Genomic DNA, 26,106 nt, shown 5'->3' with positions numbered 1-26,106 from the left:
CGGACGAGGGGGGTGCGCCCGGTCCGGGCACACCCCCCTCACCCTGCGAGGCGGTTACGGCCGCACGCCGTGCTCCCTGGTCACGTCCTCGTCGACCGCCTTGTCGAGGCGGGCGTCGAAGCGGGCCAGCGGCTGCGCCGCCTGGACGGCCGGGGCGGGGACGCCGGCCCAGGCCAGGATGCGGGCGGTGGCGTTCTCACGCTCGGCGTCGGCGAGCCCGGCGACGTTCGCGCCGTGGTTGGCGCCCGGCGCGGTGTAGACGTAGCTGTCGCGCGCACCCTTGCCGAGGCGGAACGGCTCGGCGCTCCACGGGTCGTTCTGGCCGTTGACGAAGAGCATCTGGTTCGCGTTCTTCCGGACCCAGTTGTCGACGTCCCGCATGACCTGCGGCTGGAACCTCATCGGGATCGAGCTCGGCACGAAGTTCCGGGCCGGCTGGTAGCCGTAACGGCTGAGACCCGCGAGGTGCGGCTGCTTGATGGTGGGCGAGCCGAGCTGGGTCGCCGCCTGGTAGTAGTACGGCGTGTAGTACTCCAGGCCCTGGTCGGTGTAGGCGGCCCAGCCGGAGTAGGCGTCGATCGTCTCGTAGACGGTGTCGTCGCTCGCCGTCCTGGCGTCCGGGATCTGGTCGCAGACGCCCTCGCCGTAGTACTGCCAGAAGCCCCACACGAAGTCGAGGACGACGGCCTCGTAGGCCTTGTCGAGCGTGCCGACCGTGTTGAAGGTGGCGCCTTCGGTCTCGGCCCACTCCTTGTACTTCTTCTGCAGCGGCTCGCGGCGGACGAGGGCTTCGCGCTGCATGCCGTTCAGACGGTCGCGGCACTCCTGGGTGCCGACGTTCGCAAAGAAGCGGTCGTAGGCCGAGTCCTCGTTGTTCACCACGTCGTTCGGGGCGACGTACGCGACGACGCCGTCCATGTCACGCGGGTAGAAGCGCTCGTAGTACGTGGCGGTCATGCCGCCCTTCGAGCCGCCGGTGGACAGCCAGTTCTTGCCGTAGATCTTCTTGAGGGCGGTGAAGATCCGGTGCTGGTCGCTGGCCGCCTGCCAGATGTCGAGCTTGGACCAGTCGGCCGGCGCCGGGCGGGACGGCGTGAAGAAACGGTACTCCATGGAGATCTGGTTGCCGTCGACGATCCGGGTCGGCTCGGCCCGGCTCGGAGTGGTGCTCAGGCCGTAGCCGCTGGTGCGGAAGACCGTGGGGCGGTCCGTGTCCTTGTGGAGGACGGAGATCCGCTGCTGGAACGTGCCCGCCCACGGGCGTCGGTGGTCGATCGGCTGCTCGTAGTTCAGGACGAGGAAGCGGTAGCCGGCGTACGGCTTCTCCTCGATCAGGCTCATCCCGGGGATCGCCAGGAGGCGGTCCTTGATGTCCGTACTCTGCGTGTCCGTGCTCTGCGTGTCCGTGCTCTGCGAGTCGGCGACGGACGTGGTGCGGTCGGTCTCCGTGTCCGCGGCGGTGGCCACGCCCGTGGAGCCGACGGTGCCTATGAGCACCGAGAGCGACACCAGCCATCTGAGCGACTTGCGCATTCGTCCTCCCCATGGTTCACAACGGTGTCGCGAACCTAGCGGGGGCAACGTGTGGACCGCCAGACCCAGTTGGTCCTTACTCTTGGACTTATCCGCACATCAGCACAGGATCCAGCCCGTGGAAGTGCCCCGCCCGGCCACCGAACCGGTCGCGCGGACACAGCGGTTGAGTGCGTGGACGGTCACCGGCCCGGCCTGCCGGTCGAACCGTCCGGAGCGGACGGCGGGCCGGGCGCCTCGCGGCTGGAGCGAGACGGCCATCGGCCGGCGGGCGCCGGGCTGCTTGGCCACGGTGACGGCGCAGGCGTAGTGGCGGGTCTTGTAGAGGCGCAGCTCGCCGGTGGCGAAGACGATGGTCCTGGCGGGCCTGCCGTGACAGACGGAGGCGGCGTCGGCGGTCCCGGCGCCCGGGCCCGGGCCGGGGAGCACGAGCAGGGCGAGGGCGGCGAGGAGCGGGGCGAGGACACGGGCGAGCAGCCGTCGGCCACGTCGTGCGTTCTGCGTGTCCGTGGGCATGCGGGTCCCCTCCCGAGTGGTTCGGCGTACGGGCGTACGGGCGTACGACGCACCCGACCCCGGAACGGTTGCCTCCGGCCCGTGCGTCTACGCGAAGGCGATGAGGAGCAGGAGGAGGAAGAAGCCCTCGGCGCCGAGCTGGGTCCGGAGGGCCACCCGGCGGACGCCGGGGCGGGACGTCCTCCGCAGGGTCACGAACGCCGCGAGAGCGATCGCCAGACTCGCGGCGTACAGGAACCCGGGGGTGCCGTCGCAGGCCGTCCCGTGGGCGAGGCAACTGGCGGTGTTCTCACGGCTGAGCACCAGGAGGCCGGCGAGCAGACTCGCGGGCAGGAGCAGCCCGGCCCCGATCCTGGACCGCCTCCGCAGCCGTGCTCCCTCGACGTCCGGCGGGGTGATGGGGACGGGGGAGGCGGCGCGGGCACGGGTCTCGTGGCTCATGCCCCGATCCAAGCACCGGGGCGGGGGCGGGGGATCCGCCGGGGTACTCATCCCACCCGGCGGCCCGTACTCACTCCCCACGCCTCACACCCGTCTCGCTCCCCGCACGTCACACCCGCCTCACACCCGTCTCGCTCCCCGCACGTCACACCCGCCTCACACCCCCCGATTCACACCCGCCTCACACCCGCTCCGCCTGCGTCTCCGGCTCCCCGATGAAGGTGCTCCAGAGGGCCGCGTATCGGCCGCCCAGGGCGAGCAGCTCCTCGTGGGTGCCGTCCTCCGCGACCCGGCCGTGGTCCATGACGACCACCCGGTCCGCGCGGGCCGCCGTGGTCAGGCGGTGGGCGACGACCAGGGTCGTGCGGCGGCCGGCGAGGCGGTCGGTGGCCTGGTTGACCTGGGCCTCGGTGGCCAGGTCGAGAGCCGCCGTGGCCTCGTCGAGGAGCAGCACGTCCGGGTCGACGAGTTCGGCGCGGGCGAGGGCGATGAGCTGGCGCTGCCCGGCGGAGAGGTTACGGCCCCGCTCGGCGACCTCGTGGAGGTAGCCGCCGTCGAGGGTCGCGATCATGTCGTGGGCGCCGACCGCGCGGGCCGCCGCCTCCACCTCGGCGTCGGTCGCCCCGGGACGCCCGTACGCGATGGCGTCCCGGACCGTCCCCGCGAAGAGGTACGCCTCCTGCGGGACGACGCCGAGCCGGTGCCGGTACGCGGTGAGGTCGAGGTCCCGCAGGTCGGTGCCGTCGGCGGTGACCCGGCCGCCCGTCGGGTCGTAGAACCGGGCGACCAGCTTGACCAGGGTCGACTTGCCCGCGCCGGTCTCGCCGACGAAGGCGACCGTCTGTCCTGCCGGGATGCGCAGGTCGATGCCGGTGAGGGCGGTCTCCTTCTTCGTGGTGCCGTCCTCTCCCCCGTACGCGAAGGAGACGTCCTCGAAGGCGATCTCGCCGCGCAGCGACCGCACGTCGAGGGGCTTGTCGGCGGCGGCCGTCGACGTCGGCTCCTGGAGGAGTTCCTGCATCCGCTTCAGCGAGACGGCGGCCTGCTGGTAGCCGTCGAAGACCTGGGAGAGCTGCTGCACGGGGGCGAAGAACAGGTCGATGTAGAGGAGGTAGGCGACGAGCGCGCCGGTGGTGAGCGTGCCCGCCTCGATCCGGTTCGCGCCGACGATCATGACGGCGGCGGCCGCTGCCGAGGACAGCAGCGTCACGAACGGGAAGTAGATGGAGATCAGCCACTGGCCCCGGACGCGCGCCTCCCGGTAGGAGTCGCTGCGCTCGGCGAACCGGGCCGCGCCCGACCGCTCGCGGCGGAAGGCCTGCACGATCCGAAGGCCGGAGACCGACTCCTGGAGGTCGCCGTTGACGACGCTGATCCGCTCGCGCGCCAGCTCGTACGCCTTCACGCTGGAGCGGCGGAAGAAGTACGTGGCGACGGCGAGGACCGGCAGGCTCGCGAAGACGACCAGGGCGAGCTGGAGGTCGAGCACGAGCAGCGCGACCATGATGCCGAAGAAGGTCACGACGGAGACGAAGGCGGTGACCAGGCCCGTCTGGAGGAACGTGGACAGGGCGTCCACGTCCGTCGTCATCCGGGTCATGATCCGGCCGGTGAGCTCGCGCTCGTAGTAGTCGAGGCCGAGCCGCTGGAGCTGGGCGAAGATCTTCAGGCGCAGGGCGTAGAGGACCCGCTCGCCGGTACGGCCGGTCATCCGGGTCTCCGCGGTCTGCGCCACCCACTGCACGAGCACGGTGACCAGGGCGAGCGCGGAGGCCGCCCAGACGGCGCCGACCGCGAGCCGGTTCACGCCCTCGTCGATGCCGTGCCGGATCAGGATGGGAAGCAGCAGACCCATGCCGGCGTCGACGGCGACGAGTCCGAGGCTGATGAGCAGGGGGAGGCCGAAGCCGCGGAGCAGCCGGCGCAGTCCGTAGGCGTCCTCGGGTGACACCGCGCGGGCCTCGTCGACGTCGGGGGTGTCGACGGCCGGCGGGAGGGCCTCGACGGCGGCGAGCAGTTCGGGGGTGGCACCGGGTGCGGCGCTCTCCTGGCCGGCGGCCTCGTCCCGTACCCACAGGGTGGGGGTGATGCCCCGCTCGGCGTCGAACTCCGCGTCCAGCTCGGCCCGCAGGGTGCGGTCCTCGGGGACTTCGGGCGGGGCGATGTGGCCGGGCGAGACGGCGCCGAGCTCCTCGGGGTCGGTGAGGAGGCGGCGGAAGAGCGGGGAGCGCTCCTCCAGTTCCGCGTGGGTGCCGATGTCGGCGAGCCGGCCGTCGTCGAGGACGGCGATGCGGTCGGCGAGGTTGAGGGTGGAGCGGCGGTGGGCGATGAGCAGGGTCGTACGGCCCGCCATCACCGACTTCAGGGCCTCGTGGATCTCGTGCTCGACCTTGGCGTCGACGGCGGAGGTGGCGTCGTCGAGGAGGAGGAGCCGGGGGTCGGTGAGGATCGCGCGGGCGAGCGCGACGCGCTGGCGCTGGCCGCCGGAGAGGGTGAGGCCGTGCTCGCCGACCTTGGTGTCGTACCCCTCGGGCAGCTCGGCGATGAACCGGTCGGCCTGGGCGGCGCGGGCGGCGGTCTCGATCTGCTCCTGGGTGGCGTCCGGGAGGCCGTACGCGATGTTCGCGCGGACGGTGTCGGAGAAGAGGAAGGAGTCCTCGGGGACGAGGCCGATGGCGGCGCGCAGCGAGTCGAGGGTGAGGGTGCGAACGTCGTGGCCGCCGACGAGGACGGCGCCGTGGGAGACGTCGTAGAAGCGGGGCAGGAGGAGGGAGACGGTGGACTTGCCGGAGCCGGAGGAGCCGACGACGGCGACGGTCTCACCGGGCCGGATGTCGAGGGAGAAGCCGTCGAGCACCGGCCGCCCGTCCTCGTACGCGAAGCTCACGTCGTCGAACTCGACGGTGGCGGGGGCGTCGGCGGGGAGTTCCTTCGTGCCGTCCTGGATGACCGGCTCGGTGTCGACGAGGTCGAGGACCCGGTCGACGCCGGCGCGGGCCTGCTGGCCGACGGTGAGGACCATGGCGAGCATGCGGACCGGGCCGACGAGGGAGGCCAGGTAGGCGGAGAAGGCGACGAAGGTGCCGAGGGTGATCTGGCCGCGGTAGGCGAGCCAGCCGCCGAGGGCGAGGACGGCGACCTGGCCGAGGGCGGGGACGGCCTGGAGGGCGGGGGTGTACCGCGAGTTCAGCCGGACCGTCCGCAGCCGGCCGGCGAACAGCTTCCGCCCGGCCTCGCGGATCTTGCCGGTCTCCTGGTCCTCCTGGCCGAAGCCCTTGACGACCCGGACGCCGGTCACGGCCCCGTCGACGACACCGGCGACGACGGCGGCCTGCTGCTGAGCGTGCCAGGTGGAGGGGTGGAGGCGGGTACGGCTGCGCTTGGCGATGAACCAGAGGGCGGGGGCGACGGCGAGGGCGACGAGGGTCAGGGGGATGGAGAGCCAGGCCATGACGGCCAGCGAGATGAGGAAGAGCAGGATGTTCCCGATGGTCATCGGGAGCATGAAGAGAAGGCCCTGGATCAGCTGGAGGTCGCTGGTGGCCCGCCCGACGACCTGCCCGGTGGACAGCTCGTCCTGCCGCCGCCCGTCGAGCCGGGTGATGGTGGCGTACATGTCGGTACGCAGATCGTGCTGGACGTCGAGCGCGAGGCGGCCGCCGTAGTAGCGGCGGACGTAGGTGAGGACGTAGACGAGGACGGCGGCGCCGATGAGGAGGCCGGTCCAGGTGCCGAGGTCCCGGGTCTTCGTCCCGATGACGTCGTCGATGATCACCTTGGTGACGAGCGGCACGAGGGCGAGCACGGCCATACCGAGCAGGGAGGACCCGAGCGCGAGCAGGGTGTTCGCCCGGTAACGCCATGCGTACCCGGCCAGCCTGCGCGCCCAGCCCTGCTGTTCCCGCGCCTGTTCCCGCGCCTGTTCCCGCGCCGGTTCCCGCGCCTGTTTCTGCCCCACCGCCGCCACGAATGGCCTCCCGTCCGTCCTGCTCTGCCGGAAGGCCCAACACGCCTGGGCTGCGATTTCATCCCGCCGCAACAAAGACGGGGCTTTGGTCTCAGGACCTCACGGACGGGGACGGGCGCCGGGGCGGCGGCTCAGAGGTGCGACGGCTCAGAGGTGCGACGGCTCAGAGGTGCGTCGGTTCGAACATGCGGAGGAGGGCCGGGAGAACCACGACCGAGGGGCCCGGGGTCGCGAGGGCCTTCGTCAGGTCCGTCGTCAGGGTTTCCGGGCTCGTCAGGGTGGCCGGGACGCCGAAGGACTCCGACAGGGCGACGAAGTCCGGGCGGGTGAGTTCGGTGGCCGTGGCCTCGCCGAACGCGCCCGTCATGTACTCGCGCAGGATGCCGTAGCCGCCGTCGTCGACGATCAGCCACGTCACGTCGAGGCCGTACTGCTTCGCCGTCGCCAGCTCCGCGATCGAGTACATCGCGCCGCCGTCGCCGGAGACCGCGAGCACCGGGTGGCTCGGGTCCGCGGCGGCCGCGCCGAGCGCGGCCGGGAAGCCGTAGCCGAGGCCGCCGGCGCCCTGGGCGGAGTGCATGGTGTTCGGGTGCCGGGCGTCGAAGGCCGACCACGCCCAGTACGCCAGGATCGTCATGTCCCAGAAGCTCGGCGAGCGGGCCGGCAGCGCCGCCCGTACGGCCGCGACGACCTGCTGTTCCAGGTCCAGGTCCTGCGCGGCGATCCGGTCCCTGACCTTGGCGAGGACCGTACGCACCCGCTCGGGGGCCGTCGGGTCCCGCCGCTCGGGGGCCGTCTCCAGGAGCGCCTGGAGGGCGAGGCGGGCGTCCGCGTGGATGCCGAGCGCCGGGTGGTTGGACTCCAGCTTCCCGGCGTCGGCCTCGATCTGGATCACCCGGCCGCGCGGGGCGAACGTGTGGTAGTTCGAGGACAGCTCACCGAGGCCGGAGCCGACGACGAGCAGCACGTCGGCGTCCTCGAGGAAGTCGGTGGTGTGCCGGTCCTCGAGCCACGACTGGAGCGACAGCGGGTGCTCCCAGGGGAAGGCGCCCTTGCCGCCGAAGGTGGTGACGACGGGGGCGTCGAGGCGCTCCGCGAGCGCGAGGAGCTTGCCGGAGGCGTCGGAGCGTACGACTCCGCCGCCCGCGATGATCGCGGGCCGCTCGGCGTTCGCGAGGAGGTGCGCGGCGACCGCCGTCAGCTCGGGCCGCGGCGCGACCTCCTCGGGCGTCGCGTCCATGGCCGTGACCACGGGCAGGGTCGTCTCCGCGAGGAGCACGTCCTGCGGGATCTCGATCCAGACCGGCCCGTGGGGGGCGGTGAGCGCCGACTCCCAGGCCGCCGCGATCGCGGACGGGATCTGGGACTGCGTACGGACCGTGTGGACGGACTTCACGATGTCGCGGAAGGACGCCTGCTGGTCGCGCAGCTCGTGGAGGTAGCCGTGCCGCCCGCCGCCGAGGCCGGCCGCCGGGATCTGGCTGCCGATGGCGAGGACGGGCGCGGAGGCGGCGGCGGCCTCCTGGAGCGCGGCGAGCGACATGAGCGCGCCGGGTCCGGTGGAGAGCAGCAGCGGGGCGGCCTCGCCGGTGATCCGGCCGTACGCGTCGGCGGCGAAGCCCGCGTTGTTCTCGACGCGGAGGCCGACGTACCGGAGGGAGGAGCGGCGCAGGGCGTCGAACATGCCGAGGGCGTGCTGGCCGGGGAGGCCGAAGACGGTGGTGGCGCCGAGGCCGGTGAGGGTCTCGACGACGAGGTCACCGCCGTTGCGGCCCTTCGGGGGATTCAGGGCGGCGGCGGTCTGCGCCTCGGTGGGGCGCAGGACCAGGTCGTGGTCGTGGGTCATGAACGGTCCCCTCGGGGCGTGGCGTGGTCGGTACGGTACGGCCCGGTGGTCGGGTTGTGCCCACCCGTCCCGCCCTGCGGAACGTATGCCCACAACCCGACAGGGGGCTACTTCGCCGTACGGCTCTCGGCGATCTGGCGGCTCATGATCGTCGTCAGTTCGTACGCGGTGTGCGAGGCCGCGACCGCCGTGATCTCCGCGTGGTCGTACGCCGGGGCCACCTCCACCACGTCCGCCGACACCAGGTTGCAGGAGGAGAGGCCGCGGAGGATCTCCAGGAGCTCGCGGGAGGTCATGCCGCCGGCCTCGGGGGTGCCGGTGCCGGGGGCGTGGGCCGGGTCGAGGCAGTCGATGTCGATGGAGATGTACAGCGGGCGGTTCCCGATGCGCTGGCGCAGCTGGTCGGCGACCTCGTCGGCGCCGCGGCGGTAGATGTCGGCCGAGGTGACGATGCCGAAGCCCATCTTCTCGTCGTCGGTGAGGTCCTGCTTGCCGTAGAGCGGGCCGCGGGTACCGACGTGGGAGAGCGCCTCGGTGTCGAGGATGCCTTCCTCGACGGCCCGGCGGAACGGGGTGCCGTGGGTGTACTCGGCGCCGAAGTACGTGTCCCAGGTGTCGAGGTGCGCGTCGAAGTGGAGCAGGGCGACGGGGCCGTGCTTCTTGGCGACGGAGCGGAGCAGCGGCAGCGCGATGGTGTGGTCGCCGCCGAGGGTCATCATGCGGGCGCCGGAGCCGAGGAGGTCGTCGGCGGCGGCCTCGATGGTCTCGACGGCCTCGTTGATGTTGAACGGGTTGGCGGCGATGTCGCCGGCGTCCGCGACCTGGGCGAGGGCGAACGGGGAGGCGTCCTGCGCCGGGTTGTAGGGGCGCAGCAGGCGGGAGGCCTCGCGGATGGCGTTGCCGCCGAAGCGGGCGCCGGGGCGGTAGGAGACGCCGCTGTCGAAGGGGACGCCGACCACGGCGATGTCGGCGGTGCCGACCTCGTCGAGTCGCGGCAGCCGGGCGAACGTCGCGGGACCGGCGTACCGCGGGATGCGGGACGAGTCGATCGGGCCGCGCGGGGTGTTCTGGTCGCTGCTGCTCATGGTCGGGTCCTCCTGGGGTGTATCGGTGGGTCCGGGCGGCCGGGTCGCGGCGCCCGGAGGCTGGGGTGGCCGCCGTCAGGCGGTCACGGCCGCCTTCTCCGTCTCCGGGTCGGGCTGCTGGGGGTCCTGGCCCGCGAGGCGGGCGCGCCAGTGCGCGAGCACGGCGGCGTCCGTCGGGCGGGTCGCCAGGGAAACGATCACATAGGTGGCGAGTGAGGCCAACAAACCATAGTAAACAGGCTCATTTGCCAAGATTCCGTAAGCCCACATCAGGCCGATCACGGCCAGGCCGCCGACGGTGACCGCGGCGAGCGCGCCCTGCACGGTGCCGCGGCGCCAGAGCAGCCCGCCGAGGATCGGCACGAGGAGCCCGCCGACCAGCAGGTTGTAGGCGACGGTGAGGGCCTGGACGACGTCGTTCAGGGCGATGGCGATGAGGATGACGGCGCTGCCCATGACCAGGATGAAGAGGCGGTTGCCCTTCACCTCGTCGTGGTCGTTCCCGCCGTCCTTCGCGGTGAGCCCGCGCAGTCGCGACCAGATGTCGTTGTTGGCGACGGTGGCGCAGGCGATGAGCGCGCCCGACGAGGTGGACATGACGGCGGCGAGGGCGGCGGCGAGGACGAGACCCCGGACGCCCATCGGCAGCTCGTCCTTGACGATGGTGGCGAAGGCGTCGTCGGCGCTGGGCAGCTTCGGGTAGAGCACCTTCGCCGCCGTGCCGATGACGGCTCCGGCGAGGGCGTAGACGAGGCAGTACGTACCGGCGACCGTGCCGCCCCACTTGGCGACCTTGTCGGTCCGGGCGGTGAAGACCCGCTGCCAGATGTCCTGGCCGATGAGCATGCCGAAGGTGTAGATCAGCACGTACGTGAAGATCGTCTCGCCGCCGATGCCGAGGGGCTCGAAGTACGAGGTGGGCAGCGCGGCCTTCATCTCGGCGAAGCCGCCGGCCTTGACGACGGCTATCGGCAGCAGGAGGAGCAGCACGCCGACGGTCTTCACCACGAACTGCACCATGTCGGTGATGGTGATGGACCACATGCCGCCGAGGGTCGAGTACGCGACGACGATGGTGCCGCCGAGGATGATCGCGACGGACCGGGGCAGGTCGAAGAGGACGTCGAAGATCGTGGCGTACGCGATGGTCGAGGTGACCGCGAGCATCAGCGTGTACGCCCACATGACGACGCCGGAGATCATGCCGGCCCTCCCGCCGTAGCGGAGGTCGAGCATCTCGGAGACGGTGTAGACCTTCAGCCGGGCGATCCGGGCGGAGAAGAACACGCTCAGGGCGAGCAGGCCGAGGCCGATGGCGAAGACCATCCAGGCGCCGGAGAGGCCGTACTTGTAGCCGAGGCCGACGCCACCGATGGTGGAGGCGCCGCCGAGGACGATGGCGGCCATGGTCCCGGAGTACATCCAGGGTCCGAGGCGGCGGCCCGCGACGAGGAACTCGCTCTTGGACTTGGCGCGGCGCATGCCCCACCAGCCCATCGCGAGCATGCCGGCCAAGTACAGGACGATCACTGTGTAGTCGACGGCCATGGGCCCTCCTTCGTTCACCTCGGTGGCGTGTCGTGCGGGGGAGTGACCAGATGTGCTGATCGCGGGGACATCCGCCCGTACCCGCGGCCTCTGGATGGCACGACAGTAGGTGGCCGGAAAGCGACGTAGAAGTGTACGTTTCCTCCACTGTCCGGGCCGGGAATGTACGAAGGATCCATGACCATGATCGCTGCGGAGCCCGCCGCCACTCCCCCCGCGCCGCCCGTTCCGCTGGCCGCGCTGCTCGCGCGCCGGGACCTCGGCCTGCGGCTGCTCGCGGGGCCCGAGGACGTCCCGCTGCACTGGGTCCACACCTCGGAGATGGCCGACCCGTACCCGTACCTCCTCGGCGGTGAGCTGCTCATGACGGCGGGCGTGCTGCTCACCGACCCGGCGCACTACGTGGGGCGGGTGGTGGAGGCGGGGGCGGCGGCGCTCGCCTTCGGGGTGACACCCGTGTACGACACGGTCCCGGCGGAGCTCGTCGAGGCCTGCGCGCGGCACGGGCTGCCGCTGGTCGAGGTGCCGCCGAAGACGCCGTTCACGGCGGTCGCGCGGGCACTGTGGCGGCTGATGGCGGAGGCCCGGCTGCACGAACTGCGCCGGGTGACGGAGGCGCAGCAGTCCCTGGCGACGGCCGCGGCCCGCCCGGCCCCGGTCCCGGCGGTACTCGGCGCGCTGGCCTCGCGGCTCGCGGGGCGGGCGGTGCTGTTCGGCGCGGACGGTACGGAGGCGGTGGCGGCCGGCCGGGAGGTACCGGCGGAGGCGGCGCGGGCACTGCGGGAGCTGGCGGCGGTGCTCGGGCCGCGGCCCGGCGGACCGGCGTCGGCGAGCGGGGAAGGCGGCGGGCTCCGGCTCGCCGCGTACGCGCTCGGGGGCGGTGACGGGCCGACGCTCGGGGTGGCGACGGAGCGGCGCGGCCCCGGCGACCACACCATCGCGGGCGTCGCGGTCGTCCTGCTGTCCCTGCTCACGGCCCCGCACCGGGGCGCGGACGTGACGGTACGGGACGGGGCCCTGGTCCGACTGCTGCTCGGCGCGCCCCCCGCTGAGGTCGCGGGCGCGCTGGGCCCCGGCCCGTGGACGGTGGTCCACGCCTCGGGCGGCGACGGCACACCGTTCGCGACGGCGTCACTGGCGGCGGCGCTGGGGACGCCGCTGGTGGAGACGGGGGCGGGGGCCGGTCCCGGTACGGGTGCGGGTCCCGGTACGGGTGCGGGTCCAGGCGCGGGAGCCCGCACGGGTGCGCCCCCACGGACGGACGCCGGGGCGGGCGAAGGAACCGTACGGCTCCTTCTTCCCGCCCCCACCCCCGTCACCGCCCAGGAAGGCTGGACGCTCGGGGTGAGCGCGGTCGCCGAGCCGGACGGCCTGGCCGCCGCCGACGCCCAGGCGGCGCGGGCCCTGCGCCGGGCGCAGGCGACCCGCGCCCCTCTCGTACGCCACCGCCCCGGCGGTTTCGCGGCCCTGGTGGACCCCGCCGAGGCCGCGGCCCACGCCCGGACCCTCCTCGCCCCCCTGCCGGACCCCCTCCGGGAGACCCTGCGCACCTGGCTCTCCCTGCACGGCAGCTGGGACCGCACGGCCGTCGCCCTGGACATCCACCGCAACACCGTCCGTCAGCGCATCACCCGCTGCGCGGCCCTCCTCGACCGGGACCTGGACGACCCGGACGTACGGATGGAGCTGTGGTTCGCGCTCGGGTGATCCCCCGGATCAGTAAAGCTTGTTGACGGCGGTCTTCGTCGTGGTGCGGAAGGCGGTCAGCGGGGCGTCCTTGAAGTCGCCCATCTGACCCCAGCGGACGAGGGTGACGGTGCGGCCGTCGCGGCCGACGGAGAAGAGGTGGATGTCGGTGATGCCGATCTGCGGGTCGGCGGTGTCCAGGCTGTAGACCCAGGCACCCTCCTCGACGGCGAGCTTCCCGTGGGAGGCGCTGACGGCGTGCAGGCCCGGGTTCTGCCGCTCAAGGAGGGGCCCGCAGCCGGCGAGGGACTTGCGGAGGGTGTCGACCAGCTTCACGGCGTCGGCCTCGGTGCGGGCGACGGTGGTGATCTGGACGCCGTTGGTGTCGAGCTCGGTGGTGAACTCGCGGTAGCGGGTGTTCTGCGCCGGGATCTTGTACGGGGCGCAGAGGGCGCCGCCGTTCTCCGGGATGCCGGTGAAGACCTGGGTGGCGGTCCACGGCGTCGACGACGGCGGCATCTGGGAGGCCGCGAGGAAGGCGGGCTGGGCGGCGGCCTGCGCCGGGGCCGTGGCGAGGGCCGCGAGGCCCAGGGCGGCAGCGGCGGCGGTGGCGAGTGCGGTACGGAACTTGTTCATGGTGGTGGATCCCCCGTCGGGTCGTTCGGTCAGTGCTCCACCAGCTTCGGGTCGGCGCCCGCCGCCTGCAACGGTGACGCGCCCTCCACCCGTCCCGGAACCATCCCACCCCCGCTGACGTGCAAGGACATGAAGCGTGGGACGCAGGGTGTAGGGGGATGGAATGCCGAAGAACGCCGCCGTCGAGGAGTTCGCGCAGCTCGTGCGCGTGCTGAAGGCGCGGGACGGGAGGAGTTACGAGGCGCTGGGCCGGCGACTGAGCGTCAGCGCGTCCACCCTCCACCGCTACTGCTCGGGCGCGACCGTCCCGGAGGAGTTCGCCGTGGTCGACCGCCTCGCCCTGCTGTGCGGGGCGGACGAGGAGGAGCGGCGGACCCTGGAGGCGGCCTGGACCCGCGCGGACGGCGCCCGCCGCCCTCCGGTGCCGGAGCCCGACGCGAAGCCCGAGCCCGAGCCCGACGCGGAGCCCGAGCCAGGCCCGGAGCCCGAGCCCGACGCGACGCCCGAGCCCGGCCCTGAACCGAAGCCGGCGCCGGAGCCCGAGCCGGCCCCGGAGCCTGCGTCCGAGGTCGAGCCCGAACCCGAGCCCGACCTTGAACCCGTGCACGCGCGCGTGCCGGGCCTCCCGCCCGAGCGGCGGAGGCGCCGTCGGGGGTGGGTGGGCCTGGTCGGCGGGGCGCTGGCGGTCGTGGGGACGGTGACGCTCGGAGCCGTACTCCTGCCCGGGAAGGCCCGGGAGCCGGCCGCCGAACCACCGGCGCCGCTGACGTGGACGGTCGCCTCGCACCTCTGGAAGAACGGGTGCGGGCACACCTACCTCGTGGACCGGACGCCCCCTCCCCCGCCGGAGGCGGCCGACGCGCGGAGCTGGGCGACGGCGCAGGGGGCCGTGGACGGCGGGGAGACGCTGGTGCGGGTGTCGGTGCAGGGGAAGGGCACGGCGGCGGTGGTGCTCCAGGCGCTGCACGTGCGGGTGGTGGAGCGGGGCGCGCCGCTGCCGTGGGCGGCGTACCGGATGGACGACGGGTGCGGCGGGGCGGTGACGCCGCGCCGTTTCGAGGTGGACCTGGACCGGCCGCGGCCGGTGGCGCGGGCGCTGGACGGATACGACGCCTCCGGGCAGGAGGGCCGGACGCTCCCGGCGGTCTCCTTCCCGTACGCGGTCACCGCCGCCGAGCCGGAGGAGCTGCTGGTCTTCGCGGGGGCGGCGGGCTGCGACTGCCGCTGGTACCTGGAGCTGGTGTGGAGCTCCGAGGGCCGCTCGGGCACCGCCCGGATCACGGACACCGGCGGGAGGCCGTTCCGTACGAGCGGGATCGCGGGGCGGCCGGTCCATGAGTACGACGCCGTCGGAGGGCGCTGGATCACAGTCGCGAGCTCTGGACAGAGGGGGTGACTGGTGGGTAACTTCGAGGTATAACCCTGAGCAAGCGCTTAGACAGGCGTCAGGGCGTCGGACCAGGACAGGAACCCAAGGAGGCGGCTCGTGCGCCGTACCGTATTCAACGAGGACCACGAGGCGTTCCGGGAGACCATCCGCGCCTTCATCGAGGCCGAGGTCGTCCCGGTCTACGACGAGTGGTTCGCCGCCGGCCAGGCTCCGCGCGAGTTCTACGACAAGCTCGGCGAGCTGGGCGTCTTCGGCATCAACGTGCCCGAGGAGTTCGGCGGCGCGGGCCTGGACACCCACAAGTTCGAGGCCGTCCTCTACGAGGAGACCTCGCGCGCGGGCGTCCAGTTCGGCGGCTCCGGCGTCCACGTCCTGCTCGCCCTGCCGTACATCAAGATGCTCGCCACCGGCGACCAGAAGAAGCGCTACCTGCCGAAGTTCGTCACCGGCGAGGAAATGTGGGCCCTCGCGATGACCGAGCCGGGCACCGGCTCCGACGTCGCGGGCATGAAGACCACCGCCAAGCTCTCCGAGGACGGCACCCACTACGTCCTCAACGGCTCCAAGACCTTCATCACCGGCGGCGTCCACGCCGACCGCGTGATCGTCTGCGCCCGCACCTCCGCCCCGAGCGCCGAGGACCGCCGCTTCGGCATCTCCCTCTTCGCCGTGGACACCAAGTCCGAGGGCTACTCCATCGGCCGCAAGCTGGACAAGCTCGGCCTGCGCACCTCCGACACGGCCGAGCTGGCCTTCGTCGACGTCAAGGTGCCCGTCGAGGACCTCCTCGGCGAGGAGGGCAAGGGCTTCTCCTACCTCGGCCACAACCTGGCCTCCGAGCGCTGGGGCATCGCCTTCGGCGCGTACGCCCAGGCCAAGGCCGCCGTCCGGTTCGCGCAGCAGTACGTCACGGACCGCACGGTCTTCGGCAAGCCGGTCGCCTCGTTCCAGAACACCAAGTTCGAGCTGGCCGCCTGCCAGGCCGAGGTCGACGCGGCCGAGGCCGTCGCCGACCGCGCCCTCGAGGCCCTGGACGCGGGCGAACTCAGCCCCGCCGAGGCCGCGAGCGCCAAGCTCTTCTGCACCGAGGTCGCGCACCGCGTCATCGACCGCTGCCTCCAGCTGCACGGCGGCTACGGCTACATGAACGAGTACCCGATCGCCCGCCTGTACGCCGACAACCGCGTCAACCGCATCTACGGCGGCACCAGCGAGATCATGAAGTCGATCATCGCGAAGTCGATGGGCCTGTAGTCCAGGTGCCCGACGCGCACGACCCCCTCGATGCCCTGCTCGATCTGCTCGACCTGGAGCGGATCGAGCGGGACATCTTCCGGGGTGAGTCCCGCTCCGCGCTCGTCCCCCGCGTCTTCGGCGGCCAGGTGGCCGCCCAGGCGCTGGTGGCGGCGGGGCGGACAGTCCCGGAAGACCGCCTGGCGCACTCGCTCCACGCGTACTTCCTGCGGGCCGGGGACCCGGGCGCGCCGATCGTCTACACGGTCGACCGCATCCGCGACGGCCGCTCCTTCACCACCCGCCGGGTCGTCGCCGTCCAGCACGGGCAGCCGATCTTCCACCTCTCCGCCTCCTTCCAGGCGTACGAGGAGGGGCTCGACCACCAGTCGGACATGCCGGCCGCGCCCGATCCGGAGTCGCTGCCCACACCGGCCGAGATGCTCCCCCGCCACCTCCCCCGCGAGGTCGCGGACCGGCTGATCGAGGCCCGGGCCGCGGTGGACCTGCGGTACGTCGACGTACCGCCCTGGGGTTCGGTCGGGCAGCCGCGCGAACCGCGCTCCCAGGTCTGGTTCCGCACCAACGGCAAACTGGCCGACGACCCCCTGCTGCACGTCGTCCTCGCCACGTACGTCTCCGACATGACGCTGCTCGACTCCGTGCTGCTCGCGCACGGGCGGGGCGGCTGGGCCCTCGGGGACGTGGTCGGGGCCTCCCTCGACCACGCGATGTGGTTCCACCGGCCGTTCCGGGCCGACGAATGGCTCCTGTACGACCAGGAGTCGCCGTCCGCCTCCGCCGGGCGCGGGCTCGGCCAGGCCAGGATCTGGACGCGGGACGGGAAGCTGGCGATCTCCGTGATCCAGGAGGGTGTCGTTCGCGTTCCTCGTTCCTGACCGGACATACCGTCCGATGTCATGACCAAGGACTCGGGGAACGGCGAGAGCACCTTCACCGTGATCGTGGCGGCGGCGGCGAACCTGGGGATCGCCGTCGCCAAAGCCGTCGCGGGCGTCATCAGCGGATCGAGCGCGATGCTGTCGGAGGCGGCGCACTCGCTCGCCGACACGGTCACCGAGGCCATGCTGCTCACCGCGCTCAAACGGAGCGAGAAGCCGGCCGACGAGGACCATCCGATGGGCCACGCCGGGGAACTGTACGTCTGGGCGATGCTGGCGGCCGTCGCCACCTTCGTCGGCGGCGCGGTCTTCTCCGTGTACGACGGCATCCACACCCTCACCCACGGCGAGGAACTCGGCGACCCGCTCATCTCGTACGTCGTCCTGGGCATCGCCTTCGTCCTGGAGAGCTTCTCCCTGCGGACGGGGATCCGGCAGGTCAAGGCCGAGGCGGAGCGGTTGAAGGCCCCCTTCGCCGAGTACCTGCGGCTGACCCCCGACACCACCGTCAAGGCGGTCGTCATGGAGGACTCCGCCGCCCTCGCGGGACTCATGCTCGCGGCGGGCGGCCTCCTCGGCGGCCAGATCACCGGCTCCGGCGTCTGGGACGGCGTCGCGTCGATCCTCATCGGCGTCCTGCTCGTGTACGTGGCCTGGGTACTCGGCCGCTCCAACGCCCAACTCCTCATCGGCCGGCCGCTGCCGCGCGAGATGCGGGACGCGGTCCGCGAGGAGCTGCTCTCCGTCCCGCACGTCGTGTCCGTACTCGACCTGACGACGCTGATTCAGGGGCCGGGGGAGGTCCTGGTCGCTGCGAAGGTCGACTTCAGGGACGTGGTGTCGGCGGCGCAGGTGGAACAGTCCTGCGAGCAGGCGGAAACCCGCCTCCGCACCCGCTTCCCCGCGATCCGACGCGTCTACCTGGACCCGACACCGGGCCCGTGACCCCCCTCAGGCCGGCAGACCCGCCGCGTCCAACGTGTAGGCCGTCAAGGGCTCGTAGAAGCGCGGGTCCAGGACGTGGTCGTCCAGGGGGATCGTCACCTGCATCGTGCCCTCCGCCTCACCGATGAAGAGCGCGGGATCGTTGCAGTCCGCGTAACCGACCGAGTCGATCCCCCGCTGCCCCGCCCGCCCCGCCCACCCGTGGTCCGCGATCACCAGGTCCGGCCGCCCGTCCTCACCGAGCGCGTCGAGGATCGCGTTCATCGGCTCCGGGGAGTGGGTGTGCCAGAGGCTGGCGCCCCGCTCGAAGACGGCGACGTCGGCGAACTGCACGACGTACCCCTCGTCGGCGACGAGCCCGCCGGGGATGCGGACGATGTCGCAGCCCTGGGCGCGCAGCGCGGCGGCGACCCGGCTGTGGACGTCGATCAGCGCGCCGGGGTGACCGGTCGCGAAGAGGACGCGTTCCTTGCCGGCGGCGGCCTTGCGGAGGCGGGCGGCCATCCGGTCGAGGCCGTCGACGGTGAGCTCGGGGTCGATGGTGTCCTGGCCGATCCGGTGGGCCGGATCGTCGATGACCCCGCAGCGCTCGGCCATCACGGCGAGCACGTCCTGCTCGTCGGTCCAGCGGTCACCGAGCTCGATGCCGAGCCAGTAGTGGCGGTCGCCGTTGGCGAGCTTGCGGTAGTGGGAGAGGTTGTTGTCACGCGGGGTGGCGACGTCTCCCGCGATCCGGGTACGGACGAGGTGCTCGACAAGGGCGGCGCGGCTGAGTATCGGCATGGGGCTCATTCTGTCCGAGCACCGGGCGGGGAGGGCAACCGGTTCCGCACCGTGGACCTCCGTGTCCCCCGACGCGGTCGGGACATCCTCACTGCCCGTCCGGTCAGACCGGTCTGCCCTTCGGTGCCTGGCATCGCGCGCCCTCCTCCGCGTATCCAGGGGAAGCCTGTATCTCCGTGCCGAAAGAGGCTTCCTTGCGCAGCAACGAGAACCCCGAGCCGACCAGGGCCAGCGGCAGTCGCCCGCCGGAGCGCAGTCCGGCGGGTGAAGCGCGGACGGGGCTTCAGCGCGTCCTCGCGCTCCAGGGTCTCGCCGGGAACGCCGCGGTCGTCCAGATGCTCCGCCGGGCGGGGCACCCATGGGCACAGGGACCGGAGCCGGGGTCGGGGCCGGAGTCGGGGCCCGGGCCGGAGCCGGAGCAGCATCGGCACGGGGCCGGCTGCGGCCATGGGCCGGAACAGCCCTCGGTGCAGCGCTCCTCGGTCCACGACGTCCTGCGCACCCCGGGCCGCCCCCTCGACGACGCCACGCGCACGGACATGGAAGCGCGTCTGGGTGCGGACTTCTCCGACGTCCGCGTCCACGACGACAGCGCCGCTCGCGCCTCCGCCGCGGAGGTCGGGGCACGCGCCTACACCTCGGGCGGGCATGTCGTCATCGGAGAGGGCGGCGGCGACCCGCACACGCTCGCCCACGAGTTGACGCACGTCATCCAGCAGCGTCAGGGCCCCGTCGCGGGGACCGACGACGGGTCGGGCCTGAAGGTGAGCGACCCCTCCGACCGGTTCGAACGCGAGGCGGAGGCCAACGCGGTGCGGGTCATGAGGGCCACCGCACCCGAGCTCGCCGCCGAGCCGGCGACGACGGACACGGCCGCGCCCACGCACGCCGGCGGTGCCGTCCAGCGCATGTGGAACGGCAACTTCGGCGGCGGATTCGACGGGGACGGGGATCTCTCCATGGGGACCCAGCAGTCCTCCTTCGGCGACCAGTCGAGCCAGGGGACCGCCTTCGGGAGCCAGGCCACCCTCGGGAGCCAGTTCTCCCAGCAGAGCGCGTCCTTTCCCTCCCTCGATCTGTTCAATGTGAACTGGTCCCCCCACCAGCTGAGCCGGCCCCGCGCGGGGGCGGACCTGCGCCAGGCACAGGCCCAGGCCATGGCGGAACTCGACACCTTGATCATTCCCGCCAGGCACGAGGGCGCACAGCCGTCCGTGCCCGACGGCGCGGCCCATCCGGACGCCCACGTCGGCGACGTGGAAACGATCACCGTGTACCGCGACGCGGGCTGGGTTCCTCCGCAGACGTCCACACGCGGCGGCTCATTGCAGACCCACTACGTCGCCACCTACCACTCCGCCTACTTCAACTACAGGATCTCCCTCACCAATGACGCGACGTCGGCGACGCACGTCAACCCGGACAGGGTCTTCCCGGTCCTCACCCAGACCCCCCGGTCGAACGGACGCGGTTCGCAGGGGAGGACGTACATGTTCGAGCACCGGTGGGCCCCCAATCCGAGCTTCGTCGCGGCACCCGGTCAGGGCGCCGCGGAGACGGCCGCGTTCTTCGGGCTGGACCCGGACCTGCGGCTCTCCCCCGCGGACACCGGCTTCGTCCCGCTCCCCACGGACCCCTCGCTCCCCTTCGTCTTCTTCGTCGAAGAGGACAGGTCCGACAGCCGGTTCCTGAACGACAAGCGGGAGTTCCTGTCGGCGGACGCATTCGATACCGAGTACGCCATGGCGAGCTTGACCGGGTCCACACGCGAGCAGGAGCGCATATCGCAGCCGCCCATCCACGACCGGCGCACGGCAGGGCGGAGCACCTCCCAGGCCATGGGGGGAACCCAGGCACACGAGTGGGTCGACGCCGGGGGCTCCCAGGGGGGAGCGCCGGGCGTCCTGGCCAAGTACGAGTGGTGCCATCTGATCGGTGACGGCGACAGCGGGCCGAACATCCCGGAGAACCTCGTGATCGGCACGAATGCCGTGAACACCGAACAGCTGGCGATGGAGATCGGTCTGCGCCGCTACGTACGCCAGTTGGACACGAGGGGCTACGGCATCGAACTACGGGTGAGGGCGACCATGGTGGACGCCCCGGAGCACCAGAACCCCGATGCACCGAACATATTGAACGGCGCACCACTGATGGCGGACTGGATCAGCTACGAGATCACCATCGTGGGCCCGGGCCAGCGCCACCCCGTACACCGGCAGATCATGGACGCGGCGCGCGGAACGATCACGGAGTCCGAGTTCGTCTTCCTCCAGACCGCCGTGGAGCAGCGCATCCGGGCGTTCATCCAGACGAGGTTCGGGGGGCCCGCCAGGGGAGAGGACGAGGCCGTCGTCGGCGCCGACGTCGAGCTCTGAGCGGAGGTCCCGGCCCCGGCGCCCGGCTACCCGAGCGCCCCGAACGCCCCGTGGGCGAGCCGCCGCAGAAGCTCCTCCATCGGGCCCCGGCCGAGCGCGGCCAGGTGCGGGGTGGAGTTGAGGAGCCCGAAGACGGCGTGGACGGCGATCCGGGACTCCGACTCGTCGGCGTCGGGGTGCAGCTCCCGCACCACCGAGACCCACAGCTCGACGTACTGCCGCTGGAGCTGCCGTACCCGCTTGCGGTCCTCGTCCTTGAGCCGGTCGAGCTCCCGGTCGTGCAGGGTGATCAGCGGCCGGTCGTCGAGGGCGAAGTCGATGTGCCCGTCGATGAGGGAGCCGAGCAGGGCCTCGGGGTCGCCGCCGGTCGCACCGGCCCGCAGCCGCCCGCCGTCGAGGAGCCGCTCGCTGATGCCGACGAGCAGCTCGGCGAGCATCGCGTCCTTGCCGGGGAAGTGCCGGTAGAGCCCGGGGCCGCTGATCCCGACGGCGGCCCCTATCTCGTCGACGCCCACGCCGTGGAAACCGCGCTCGGCGAAGAGGCGGGCGGCCTCCTTGAGGATCTGCTCGCGCCGCGTCGGGGCGTCGGTCCTGCCGGTGGCGGTGGGGGTCGTGGTCGTGGCCATGCATTCGATTCTAGACAACCCCGTTAGCGGTCGTTAACCTGAGCGACATACGTTAACGCTCATTAACCGAGCAAGGGAGCTCGAGGGATGCAGCAGGCACCTGTGCTGACGAGTGCGGCGGATCCCGCATCGGCGGCCTGGCAGGCGAACGAGGCGGCGCATCACGAGCTGGCCGCGGCCCTGCGCGCCAAGCTCGCGGCGGCCGCGCTGGGCGGGGGTGAGAAGTCCCGGGCCCGGCACACCGCGCGCGGCAAGCTGCTGCCCCGGGACCGGGTGGACACCCTGCTCGACCCGGGTTCGCCCTTCCTGGAGCTGGCCCCGCTCGCCGCGAACGGGATGTACGGCGACCAGGCTCCGGCGGCCGGAGTCATCGCGGGTATCGGACGGGTCAGCGGGCGCGAGTGCGTGATCGTCGCGAACGACGCGACCGTCAAGGGCGGCACGTACTACCCGATGACGGTGAAGAAGCACCTGCGCGCCCAGGAGGTGGCGCTGGAGAACCGTCTCCCCTGCCTCTACCTGGTCGACTCGGGCGGCGCGTTCCTGCCGATGCAGGACGAGGTCTTCCCGGACCGGGAGCACTTCGGCCGGATCTTCTACAACCAGGCCCGGATGTCCGGCGCCGGCATCCCGCAGATCGCGGCCGTCCTCGGCTCCTGCACGGCGGGCGGCGCGTACGTCCCGGCGATGAGCGACGAGGCCGTGATCGTACGGAACCAGGGCACGATCTTCCTGGGCGGTCCGCCGCTCGTGAAGGCCGCCACCGGTGAGGTCGTCACGGCCGAGGAGCTCGGCGGCGGTGAGGTCCACTCCCGGATCTCCGGCGTCACCGACCACCTGGCCGAGGACGACGCCCACGCCCTGCGGATCGTGCGGAACATCGTCGCCACGCTCCCCGAGCGCGGCCCGCTGCCGTGGTCGGTGGAGCCGGTCGAGGAGCCGAAGGTCGACCCGTACGGGCTCTACGGCGCGGTGCCGGTGGACTCCCGTACCCCGTACGACGTCCGCGAGGTCATCGCCCGGGTCGTGGACGGCTCCCGTTTCCAGGAGTTCAAGTCCGAGTACGGGCAGACGCTGATCACCGGCTTCGCCCGCATCCACGGTCACCCGGTCGGGATCGTCGCCAACAACGGCATCCTGTTCGCGGAGTCCGCCCAGAAGGGCGCGCACTTCATCGAGCTGTGCGACCAGCGCGGGATCCCGCTGGTCTTCCTGCAGAACATCACCGGCTTCATGGTCGGCAAGGCGTACGAGCACGGCGGCATCGCCAAGCACGGCGCGAAGATGGTGACGGCCGTGGCCACCACCCGCGTGCCGAAGCTGACGGTGGTCGTCGGCGGTTCGTACGGCGCGGGCAACTACTCGATGTGCGGCCGGGCGTACTCCCCCCGCTTCCTGTGGATGTGGCCCAACGCCAAGATCTCGGTCATGGGCGGCGAGCAGGCCGCTTCGGTCCTCGCGACCGTCAAGCGCGACCAGCTCGGCGACGGCTGGAGCGCGGACGAGGAAGAGGCCTTCAAGGCCCCGATCCGTGAGCAGTACGAGACCCAGGGCAGCGCCTACTACGCGACCGCCCGGCTCTGGGACGACGGGGTCATCGACCCGCTGGAGACCCGGCAGGTCCTCGGCCTCGCCCTGACCGCCTGTGCCAACGCGCCCCTGGGTGACCCCCAGTTCGGCGTCTTCCGGATGTGAGGGGCCCCCAGGAGATGCGCAGCTTGTTCCAGCACAGCATGTTCGACACCGTCCTCGTGGCCAACCGGGGCGAGATCGCCGTCCGCGTCATCCGCACGCTGCGGGAGATGGGCGTGCGCTCGGTGGCCGTGTACAGCGACGCGGACGCCGACGCCCGGCACGTACGGGAGGCGGACACGGCGGTACGGATCGGTCCGCCGCCGGCCGCCGAGTCGTATCTGTCCGTCCCGGCGCTGCTCGACGCGGCCCGGCGGACGGGTGCGCAGGCCGTCCACCCCGGTTACGGGTTCCTCGCGGAGAACGCCGGGTTCGCGCAGGCGTGCGCGGACGCGGGCCTGGTCTTCATCGGGCCCTCCGCCGCCGCGATCTCCCTGATGGGCGACAAGATCCGGGCGAAGGCGACCGTGAAGGCGGCGGGCGTGCCCGTAGTCCCCGGCGCCGCCGATCCCGAACTGGCCGAGGCGGCCCGGGAGCTGGGTGCGCCCGTCCTGCTCAAGCCGTCCGCCGGTGGCGGCGGCAAGGGCATGCGGCTCGTCCGGGACCTGTCGGTCCTGGAGGACGAGATCGCGGCGGCCCGCCGTGAGGCCCGTTCCTCGTTCGGTGACGACACGCTGCTCGTGGAGCGGTGGATCGACCGCCCCCGGCACATCGAGATCCAGGTCCTCGCGGACACCCACGGGAACGTGATCCATCTGGGTGAGCGCGAGTGTTCGCTCCAGCGGCGCCACCAGAAGATCATCGAGGAGGCGCCGAGCGTCCTGCTGACCCCGGAGATCCGGGCGGCGATGGGCGCGGCGGCGGTGGAGGCGGCGCGGTCCTGCGGGTATGTGGGCGCGGGCACGGTCGAGTTCATCGTGCCGGGCGGCGACCCGGCCTCGTACTACTTCATGGAGATGAACACCCGGCTCCAGGTCGAGCACCCGGTGACGGAGCTGATCACCGGGGTCGACCTGGTGGAGTGGCAGCTGCGGGTGGCGGCGGGTGAGCCGCTGCCCTTCGGGCAGGACGACATCCGGCTCGACGGCTGGGCGATCGAGGCCCGGCTGTGCGCCGAGGACCCCTCGCGCGGCTTCCTGCCGTCGGGCGGCACGGTCCTCGCCCTGAACGAGCCGCAGGGCCCCGGTGTGCGGACGGACTCGGGTCTGAGCGAGGGCACGGAGGTCGGCAGCCTGTACGACCCGATGCTGTCGAAGGTCATCGTGCACGCGAAGGACCGCCCCACGGCCCTCCGCAAGCTGCGCGCGGCCCTCGCCGACACGGTCACCCTGGGCGTCCCGACGAACGCGGGCTTCCTGCGAAGGCTGCTCGCCCACCCGGACGTCGTCTCGGGGGCCCTGGACACGGGCCTGGTGGAGCGGGACGCGGAGAGCCTGGTCCCGGAGGGCGTACCGGACGAGGTGTACGCGGCGGCTGCGGCCGTACGGCTCGCGGGGCTCGCCCCGGTGGCGCGGGAGGGCTGGGCCGACCCGTTCTCGGCGCCGAACGGCTGGCGCCTGGGCGGCCGTCCGGCTCCGCTCCCCTTCCCCCTACGGGTCTCGGGGCACGAACCCGTCATGGTCGAGGCGCCGGGCGGCGCCCGGGTCACGGACTCCACGGTGACGGTCACCGTGGACGGGCTCACCCATCACTTCCACCGCGGTGGCAACTGGCTCGGCCGTGACGGCGACTCCTGGCACGTCCTCGACCACGACCCGGTCGAGGCCGCGCTCTCCGGCGCCCGGCACGGCGGGGCCGACACGCTCGCCGCGCCGATGCCCGGGACCGTGACCGTCGTGAAGGTGGCGGTCGGGGACGAGGTGGAGGCCGGGCAGAGTCTGCTCGTCGTCGAGGCGATGAAGATGGAGCACGTCATCTCCGCCCCGCACGCCGGCACCGTCACCGAGCTGGACGTCACGCCCGGTTCCACCGTCGCCATGGACCAGGTCCTGGCCGTGGTGGCCCCCCGCGAGGAGGACACGGAATGAGCCTGCCCATGACCGTCCCCGACCCCGCGCTCCCGACGAAAGTCCGGATCCACGAGGTCGGCGCGCGGGACGGGCTGCAGAACGAGAAGGCGGCCGTCCCGACCGAGGTGAAGGCGGAGTTCGTCCGGCGGCTCGCCGCCGCCGGGCTCTCCACCGTCGAGGCGACGAGCTTCGTGCACCCGAAGTGGGTGCCGCAGCTGGCGGACGCGGAGGACCTGTTCCCGCTCGTCCGCGACCTGCCCGTCCGCCTCCCGGTGCTCGTGCCGAACGAGCGCGGTCTCGACCGGGCGCTCGCCCTCGGCGCCCGGGAGATCGCCGTCTTCGCCTCCGCCACCGAGTCCTTCGCGAAGGCCAACCTCAACCGGACCGTCGACGAGGCCCTCGCGCTGTTCGCCCCGACGGTCACCCGCGCCATAGAGGCGGGCCTGAAGGTGCGCGGGTATCTGTCGATGTGCTTCGGCGACCCCTGGGAGGGCGCCGTCCCCGTCGAGCAGGTCGTCCGGGTCACCAAGGCGCTCGCCGACATGGGCTGCGACGAGCTGAGCCTCGGCGACACCATCGGCGTCGCCACCCCGGGGCACGTCACGCGGCTGCTCCAGGAGCTGAACGAGGCCGGGGTCCCCACCTCCCGTATCGCCGTGCACTTCCACGACACCTACGGCCAGGCCCTCTCCAACACCCTGGCCGCCCTGCGCCACGGGGTGACCACCGTCGACGCCTCCGCCGGCGGCCTCGGCGGCTGCCCGTACGCGAAGAGCGCGACCGGCAATCTCGCCACCGAGGACCTCGTGTGGATGCTCGACGGTCTCGGCATCGAGACCGGCGTCGATCTGGCCGCCCTCACCGCCACAAGCGTGTGGATGGCCGAACAGCTGGGCCGCCCGAGCCCTTCCCGTACCGTCCGCGCCCTCTCCCACAAGGAGTGACGTCAC

General features: G+C 72.3%; 19 protein-coding genes. 9 read left to right on the top strand and 10 right to left on the bottom strand.

Going from position 1 to position 26,106, the window contains the following annotated elements; genetic code table 11:
- Positions 1–54: 54 nt before the first annotated feature.
- The 7 genes from ACIRB7_RS06075 to ACIRB7_RS06045 form a co-directional block, all read right to left on the bottom strand.
- The gene (locus ACIRB7_RS06075; RefSeq protein ID WP_403593029.1) at positions 55–1,533 is read right to left on the bottom strand and encodes an aminopeptidase; all 1,479 of its coding nucleotides are present in this window, start codon (positions 1,531–1,533) and stop codon (positions 55–57) included.
- Positions 1,534–1,632: 99 nt separating this feature from the next.
- Positions 1,633–2,049, bottom strand: coding sequence for a hypothetical protein (locus ACIRB7_RS06070; protein WP_403593026.1), 417 nt, complete (start codon positions 2,047–2,049; stop codon positions 1,633–1,635).
- Between the two features lie 87 nt (positions 2,050–2,136).
- Entirely contained in the window at positions 2,137–2,490 is a 354-nt protein-coding gene (locus tag ACIRB7_RS06065) for a hypothetical protein (RefSeq protein ID WP_403593023.1), read from the bottom strand.
- A 181-nt stretch (positions 2,491–2,671) separates the two neighbouring features.
- Positions 2,672–6,448: an ABC transporter ATP-binding protein gene (locus tag ACIRB7_RS06060; protein WP_403594344.1), complete on the bottom strand. Its 3,777-nt coding sequence runs from the start codon at positions 6,446–6,448 to the stop codon at positions 2,672–2,674.
- Between the two features lie 172 nt (positions 6,449–6,620).
- Positions 6,621–8,303, bottom strand: coding sequence for a thiamine pyrophosphate-binding protein (locus ACIRB7_RS06055; protein ID WP_403593020.1), 1,683 nt, complete (start codon positions 8,301–8,303; stop codon positions 6,621–6,623).
- 107 nt (positions 8,304–8,410) lie between these two features.
- Entirely contained in the window at positions 8,411–9,388 is a 978-nt protein-coding gene (gene speB / locus ACIRB7_RS06050) for an agmatinase (RefSeq protein WP_403593018.1), read from the bottom strand.
- 75 nt (positions 9,389–9,463) lie between these two features.
- The gene (locus ACIRB7_RS06045; protein ID WP_403593016.1) at positions 9,464–10,936 is read right to left on the bottom strand and encodes a sodium:solute symporter; all 1,473 of its coding nucleotides are present in this window, start codon (positions 10,934–10,936) and stop codon (positions 9,464–9,466) included.
- A gap of 162 nt (positions 10,937–11,098) precedes the next feature.
- Between ACIRB7_RS06045 and ACIRB7_RS06040 the strand changes: the two genes are divergently transcribed.
- Positions 11,099–12,643 carry a PucR family transcriptional regulator gene (locus ACIRB7_RS06040; RefSeq protein ID WP_403593013.1) on the top strand — a complete coding sequence of 515 codons (1,545 nt, stop codon included), beginning with the start codon at positions 11,099–11,101 and terminating at the stop codon, positions 12,641–12,643.
- A gap of 9 nt (positions 12,644–12,652) precedes the next feature.
- Here ACIRB7_RS06040 and ACIRB7_RS06035 read toward each other — a convergent pair whose 3' ends face one another.
- Complete coding sequence (locus tag ACIRB7_RS06035; protein ID WP_403593010.1) at positions 12,653–13,258, bottom strand: hypothetical protein; 606 nt, start codon at positions 13,256–13,258, stop codon at positions 12,653–12,655.
- A gap of 163 nt (positions 13,259–13,421) precedes the next feature.
- On the opposite strand from ACIRB7_RS06035, the gene ACIRB7_RS06030 reads away from it, so the two are divergent.
- The 4 genes from ACIRB7_RS06030 to ACIRB7_RS06015 all read left to right on the top strand — a co-directional run bounded on the left by ACIRB7_RS06030 (position 13,422) and on the right by ACIRB7_RS06015 (position 17,728).
- Positions 13,422–14,654: a helix-turn-helix domain-containing protein gene (locus tag ACIRB7_RS06030; RefSeq protein ID WP_403593007.1), complete on the top strand. Its 1,233-nt coding sequence runs from the start codon at positions 13,422–13,424 to the stop codon at positions 14,652–14,654.
- 90 nt (positions 14,655–14,744) lie between these two features.
- On the top strand, positions 14,745–15,902 hold the full coding sequence (locus ACIRB7_RS06025; RefSeq protein ID WP_403593004.1) for an acyl-CoA dehydrogenase family protein: 1,158 nt from the start codon (positions 14,745–14,747) through the stop codon (positions 15,900–15,902).
- A 5-nt stretch (positions 15,903–15,907) separates the two neighbouring features.
- A complete protein-coding gene (gene tesB / locus ACIRB7_RS06020) occupies positions 15,908–16,780 on the top strand; it encodes an acyl-CoA thioesterase II (protein ID WP_403593001.1) in 873 nt (290 codons plus the stop codon).
- 21 nt (positions 16,781–16,801) lie between these two features.
- Entirely contained in the window at positions 16,802–17,728 is a 927-nt protein-coding gene (locus ACIRB7_RS06015) for a cation diffusion facilitator family transporter (RefSeq protein ID WP_403592999.1), read from the top strand.
- A 6-nt stretch (positions 17,729–17,734) separates the two neighbouring features.
- On the opposite strand, the gene ACIRB7_RS06010 is transcribed toward ACIRB7_RS06015, so the two are convergent.
- A complete protein-coding gene (locus ACIRB7_RS06010; protein WP_403592996.1) occupies positions 17,735–18,511 on the bottom strand; it encodes a phosphatase in 777 nt (258 codons plus the stop codon).
- Positions 18,512–18,705: 194 nt separating this feature from the next.
- On the opposite strand from ACIRB7_RS06010, the gene ACIRB7_RS06005 reads away from it, so the two are divergent.
- On the top strand, positions 18,706–20,889 hold the full coding sequence (locus ACIRB7_RS06005) for a DUF4157 domain-containing protein (protein WP_403592993.1): 2,184 nt from the start codon (positions 18,706–18,708) through the stop codon (positions 20,887–20,889).
- A 26-nt stretch (positions 20,890–20,915) separates the two neighbouring features.
- Here the strand turns inward: ACIRB7_RS06005 and ACIRB7_RS06000 are convergent, their stop codons facing one another.
- Positions 20,916–21,515, bottom strand: a complete 600-nt coding sequence (locus ACIRB7_RS06000; protein ID WP_403592990.1) for a TetR/AcrR family transcriptional regulator — start codon at positions 21,513–21,515, stop codon at positions 20,916–20,918.
- A gap of 87 nt (positions 21,516–21,602) precedes the next feature.
- Between ACIRB7_RS06000 and ACIRB7_RS05995 the strand changes: the two genes are divergently transcribed.
- Genes ACIRB7_RS05995 through ACIRB7_RS05985 form a run of 3 tightly spaced genes read left to right on the top strand, consistent with a single transcriptional unit; the run spans position 21,603 to position 26,100 of the window.
- Positions 21,603–23,210, top strand: coding sequence for a carboxyl transferase domain-containing protein (locus ACIRB7_RS05995; RefSeq protein WP_403592987.1), 1,608 nt, complete (start codon positions 21,603–21,605; stop codon positions 23,208–23,210).
- 14 nt (positions 23,211–23,224) lie between these two features.
- Positions 23,225–25,174 carry an acetyl/propionyl/methylcrotonyl-CoA carboxylase subunit alpha gene (locus ACIRB7_RS05990; protein WP_403592984.1) on the top strand — a complete coding sequence of 650 codons (1,950 nt, stop codon included), beginning with the start codon at positions 23,225–23,227 and terminating at the stop codon, positions 25,172–25,174.
- Positions 25,171–26,100 carry a hydroxymethylglutaryl-CoA lyase gene (locus tag ACIRB7_RS05985; RefSeq protein ID WP_403592981.1) on the top strand — a complete coding sequence of 310 codons (930 nt, stop codon included), beginning with the start codon at positions 25,171–25,173 and terminating at the stop codon, positions 26,098–26,100. Before ACIRB7_RS05990 ends, ACIRB7_RS05985 begins: the two co-directional genes overlap by 4 nt.
- Positions 26,101–26,106 lie beyond the last annotated feature (6 nt).

The sequence above is a fragment of the Streptomyces sp. NPDC093795 genome, assembly GCF_044764665.1.
In the GTDB taxonomy this organism is placed as follows: domain Bacteria; phylum Actinomycetota; class Actinomycetes; order Streptomycetales; family Streptomycetaceae; genus Streptomyces.
This window is presented reverse-complemented; position numbering and strand designations above follow the sequence as displayed.

Coding starts and splice junctions, on each gene's coding strand:
- ACIRB7_RS06075 (WP_403593029.1), bottom strand. CDS start 1,533: ATGCGCAAGTCGCTCAGATGGCTGGTGTCGCTCTCGGTGCTCATAGGC.
- ACIRB7_RS06070 (WP_403593026.1), bottom strand. CDS start 2,049: ATGCCCACGGACACGCAGAACGCACGACGTGGCCGACGGCTGCTCGCC.
- ACIRB7_RS06065 (WP_403593023.1), bottom strand. CDS start 2,490: ATGAGCCACGAGACCCGTGCCCGCGCCGCCTCCCCCGTCCCCATCACC.
- ACIRB7_RS06055 (WP_403593020.1), bottom strand. CDS start 8,303: ATGACCCACGACCACGACCTGGTCCTGCGCCCCACCGAGGCGCAGACC.
- speB (WP_403593018.1), bottom strand. CDS start 9,388: ATGAGCAGCAGCGACCAGAACACCCCGCGCGGCCCGATCGACTCGTCC.
- ACIRB7_RS06045 (WP_403593016.1), bottom strand. CDS start 10,936: ATGGCCGTCGACTACACAGTGATCGTCCTGTACTTGGCCGGCATGCTC.
- ACIRB7_RS06040 (WP_403593013.1), top strand. CDS start 11,099: ATGTACGAAGGATCCATGACCATGATCGCTGCGGAGCCCGCCGCCACT.
- ACIRB7_RS06035 (WP_403593010.1), bottom strand. CDS start 13,258: ATGAACAAGTTCCGTACCGCACTCGCCACCGCCGCCGCTGCCGCCCTG.
- ACIRB7_RS06030 (WP_403593007.1), top strand. CDS start 13,422: ATGCCGAAGAACGCCGCCGTCGAGGAGTTCGCGCAGCTCGTGCGCGTG.
- ACIRB7_RS06015 (WP_403592999.1), top strand. CDS start 16,802: ATGACCAAGGACTCGGGGAACGGCGAGAGCACCTTCACCGTGATCGTG.
- ACIRB7_RS06010 (WP_403592996.1), bottom strand. CDS start 18,511: ATGCCGATACTCAGCCGCGCCGCCCTTGTCGAGCACCTCGTCCGTACC.
- ACIRB7_RS06000 (WP_403592990.1), bottom strand. CDS start 21,515: ATGGCCACGACCACGACCCCCACCGCCACCGGCAGGACCGACGCCCCG.
- ACIRB7_RS05995 (WP_403592987.1), top strand. CDS start 21,603: ATGCAGCAGGCACCTGTGCTGACGAGTGCGGCGGATCCCGCATCGGCG.
- ACIRB7_RS05990 (WP_403592984.1), top strand. CDS start 23,225: ATGCGCAGCTTGTTCCAGCACAGCATGTTCGACACCGTCCTCGTGGCC.
- ACIRB7_RS05985 (WP_403592981.1), top strand. CDS start 25,171: ATGAGCCTGCCCATGACCGTCCCCGACCCCGCGCTCCCGACGAAAGTC.